This window comes from Alteromonas marina (genome assembly GCF_000808575.1).
Taxonomy (GTDB): Bacteria; Pseudomonadota; Gammaproteobacteria; order Enterobacterales; family Alteromonadaceae; genus Alteromonas; species Alteromonas marina_A.
In genome coordinates, this window is the sequence record NZ_JWLW01000046.1 from 1 (window position 1) to 2702 (window position 2702).

Below are 2702 nucleotides of genomic sequence, written 5' to 3' on the forward strand. Positions count from 1 at the left end.
TCTAGACGAAGGGGACTGAATTCTTTCTTCGAAACTAAATTTTCGAATTTTTCAGTCCGAAGCTGCGTTAACAACTTCAGCCTATATCAAACCACATCTCAATGTGACTTGGTGGAGCCAGGCGGGATCGAACCGCCGACCTCCTGCATGCCATGCAGGCGCTCTCCCAGCTGAGCTATGGCCCCATCATGGTACCAGTCATTTTGTGTGACTGTTCCGTGACAGCGGGGCGCATTCTAGGCATCCCCCCCTGTCATGTCAACGCTTTTTTTATGAATTTTCTCTGTTTGCTATAAAAGTAAGCGCTTTGTCGATTCTCTCGCCAATTTTCTCTTTTGAGATAAGATTCAACGTGATATCTAACGACGGTGAATTACCACCACCTGTCACAGCTACACGCAGCGGCATACCTACTTTCCCCATGCCCACTTCCAATTCTTCGGCTGTACTATTTATAGCAGCCTGAATATTTTCTGGGTTCCACTCTTCAATTGCCATTAATTTGTCTTTAGCAAGCTCTAATGGGCCGCGAGCGACTGGGCGAAGGTGTTTTTTTGCTGCGTTCGCATCAAAATCTTCATAGTCTTGATAAAAGTATGTAGAAATCTCTGCTAACTCTTTCAGCGTTTTTACTCTATCTGCCTGAATAGCAATAATAGATTCAAGCGCTGGGCCTGTCGTTAAATCAACATTCAACTCTTCAAAGTGCCATTTAGCGTGTGACGCAACTTCACTTGCTGGTAATGTCTTAATGTAGTGTTGATTCAACCAGATTAGCTTTTCTGTGTTAAATGCCGATGCAGATTGCCCAATGGCATCTAAGCTGAATTTCTCAATCATTTCATCAACTGAGAAAATTTCTTGGTCGCCGTGAGACCACCCCAACCTAACAAGGTAATTAAGCACAGCTTGCGGTAAGAAACCATCATCGCGATATTGCATCACGCTTACTGCGCCATGACGCTTAGATAACTTTTTGCCGTCATCGCCCAAAATCATAGAAACGTGAGCATATTCTGGAACAGGTGCACCAAGCGCTTCAAGAATATTGATTTGACGTGGCGTGTTATTAATATGGTCTTCACCGCGAACTACATGAGTAATTCCCATATCCCAATCATCAACAACTACACAGAAGTTATATGTAGGGGTACCGTCAGAGCGCTGAATGATAAGATCGTCAAGCTCAGTATTGCTAATCTCGATTTTTCCGCGCACGTGATCATTAATTACCACTTTACCTTCTAGAGGGTTTTTGAAGCGGATAACAAAAGGCTGACCTTCTGGATGATCCGTTCTGTCTCTCCACGTACCTGGGTAGCGAGGCTTCTCACCACGCTCTTTTTGCGCTTCACGAATCGCATCTAACTCTTCAGAGCTCATGAAGCATTTATACGCTTTACCTTCATCCAAAAGCTGCTGAATAAGTTCTTTATATCTATCGAAACGCTCAGTCTGATAGATTGGACCCGTATCCCACGTTAAACCTAACCATTGCATTCCGTCTAGAATGGCCTGCTTTGCTTCTTCAGTTGAACGCTCGATATCTGTATCTTCAATACGAAGAACAAACTCGCCGCCTTTGCTTTTAGCAAGAAGCCAAGAATAAAGCGCAGTTCGTGCGCCGCCAACGTGAAGATAGCCTGTTGGGCTGGGTGCAAATCGTGTAACAACCGACATGGTCACTCTCTATTGTTAATGTATTTCTAAAGTTGGGCGCATTCTACCAGTGTCCGCGCGACTTCAAAAGTAAGATAAGAATAGAAGGAAAAAGAAATCTCTTGAAGTAGTTTAGATGGTACGAAGAAAGTGAGCTATAAAGTGGACAGACACTTATTGTTGAAGCCCACTTTTTCAAAACTCATTTCTTACTGAAGTGGACACACACTCAAAAAAGTCCAACGATCAGAGAGTGACAGAACCGATAATAGCTTCAAAAAAGTAAGTGGGTGTCCGAAAAGACCAGGTACTTTAAATAAAAAGATTCTGCACGCACTTTATCAGGTTTACGTGAATGTCTGTCCTTTCTCCTTCTCGCCTTTTTTTTCGTTTCGTGTTTTATAAGTGACTGTTCACTTGGTAATTCAATTGATATTTCAAGAATAAAGTAAGCACCACTTTTATTTGGTTGGGTTTACTAGCGTTTAGCTACGAAAAAAAAAGTGGGTGTCCACTTTGCCCTTGTTTGCCACTTCTTCTTTTAAAAAATGAGTGTGTGTCCATTGTGCGAAGCCCCATTGTTCGAGGCCAATTTAATTATATGTTTGTGGTAAATAAGTGACTGTCCACTTCAATTCCACCCAACCTCTATTTCAACTCTTAGTAAGAAGCAAGTGTCTGTCCCCCCAAACTCCAACTGGCTCGCGTAAACCCACGCTGCAGTTTTTGTTTATCAATGAATTCAGAATGCGATTAAAAACGCTGTTCTTTTCATCAATTTAGTTAAGATGCAGCCAGAGTGTCTAAAATTCGGGCACACAGTCATTTTTCTTTAATTTTATTGTTGACACTAACGGAACCGACTCTATAATACCGCCCCACTTGCTTAGGCAAGCTTTAAAGAAATATGGACGCTTAGCTCAGTTGGGAGAGCATCGCCCTTACAAGGCGAGGGTCACTGGTTCAAGCCCAGTAGCGTCCACCACTTCCTCACCGTGGTTAAACAGTGAAATCAAAAAATACGGACGCTTAGCTCAGTTGGG

At 42.8% G+C, this 2702-nt stretch carries 1 protein-coding gene and 2 tRNA genes; 1 reads left to right on the plus strand and 2 read right to left on the minus strand.

The genetic code is table 11. The features are described from left to right. Nucleotides 1-109: 109 nt before the first annotated feature. Both RJ41_RS14660 and gltX read right to left on the minus strand, forming a co-directional pair. Nucleotides 110-185: transfer RNA gene (locus tag RJ41_RS14660), tRNA-Ala, on the minus strand. An 85-nt stretch (nucleotides 186-270) separates the two neighbouring features. Beyond that, complete coding sequence (gene gltX, locus RJ41_RS14665) at nucleotides 271-1680, minus strand: glutamate--tRNA ligase (RefSeq protein ID WP_014948924.1); 1410 nt, start codon at nucleotides 1678-1680, stop codon at nucleotides 271-273. Between the two features lie 888 nt (nucleotides 1681-2568). Between gltX and RJ41_RS14670 the strand changes: the two genes are divergently transcribed. Beyond that, nucleotides 2569-2644 (plus strand) — tRNA-Val (locus RJ41_RS14670). Nucleotides 2645-2702: the final 58 nt, after the last annotated feature.

Bases quoted from the DNA above. Each gene is read 5' to 3' on its own strand.
- gltX (WP_014948924.1), bottom strand. From the start codon at position 1,680: ATGTCGGTTGTTACACGATTTGCACCCAGCCCAACAGGCTATCTTCAC.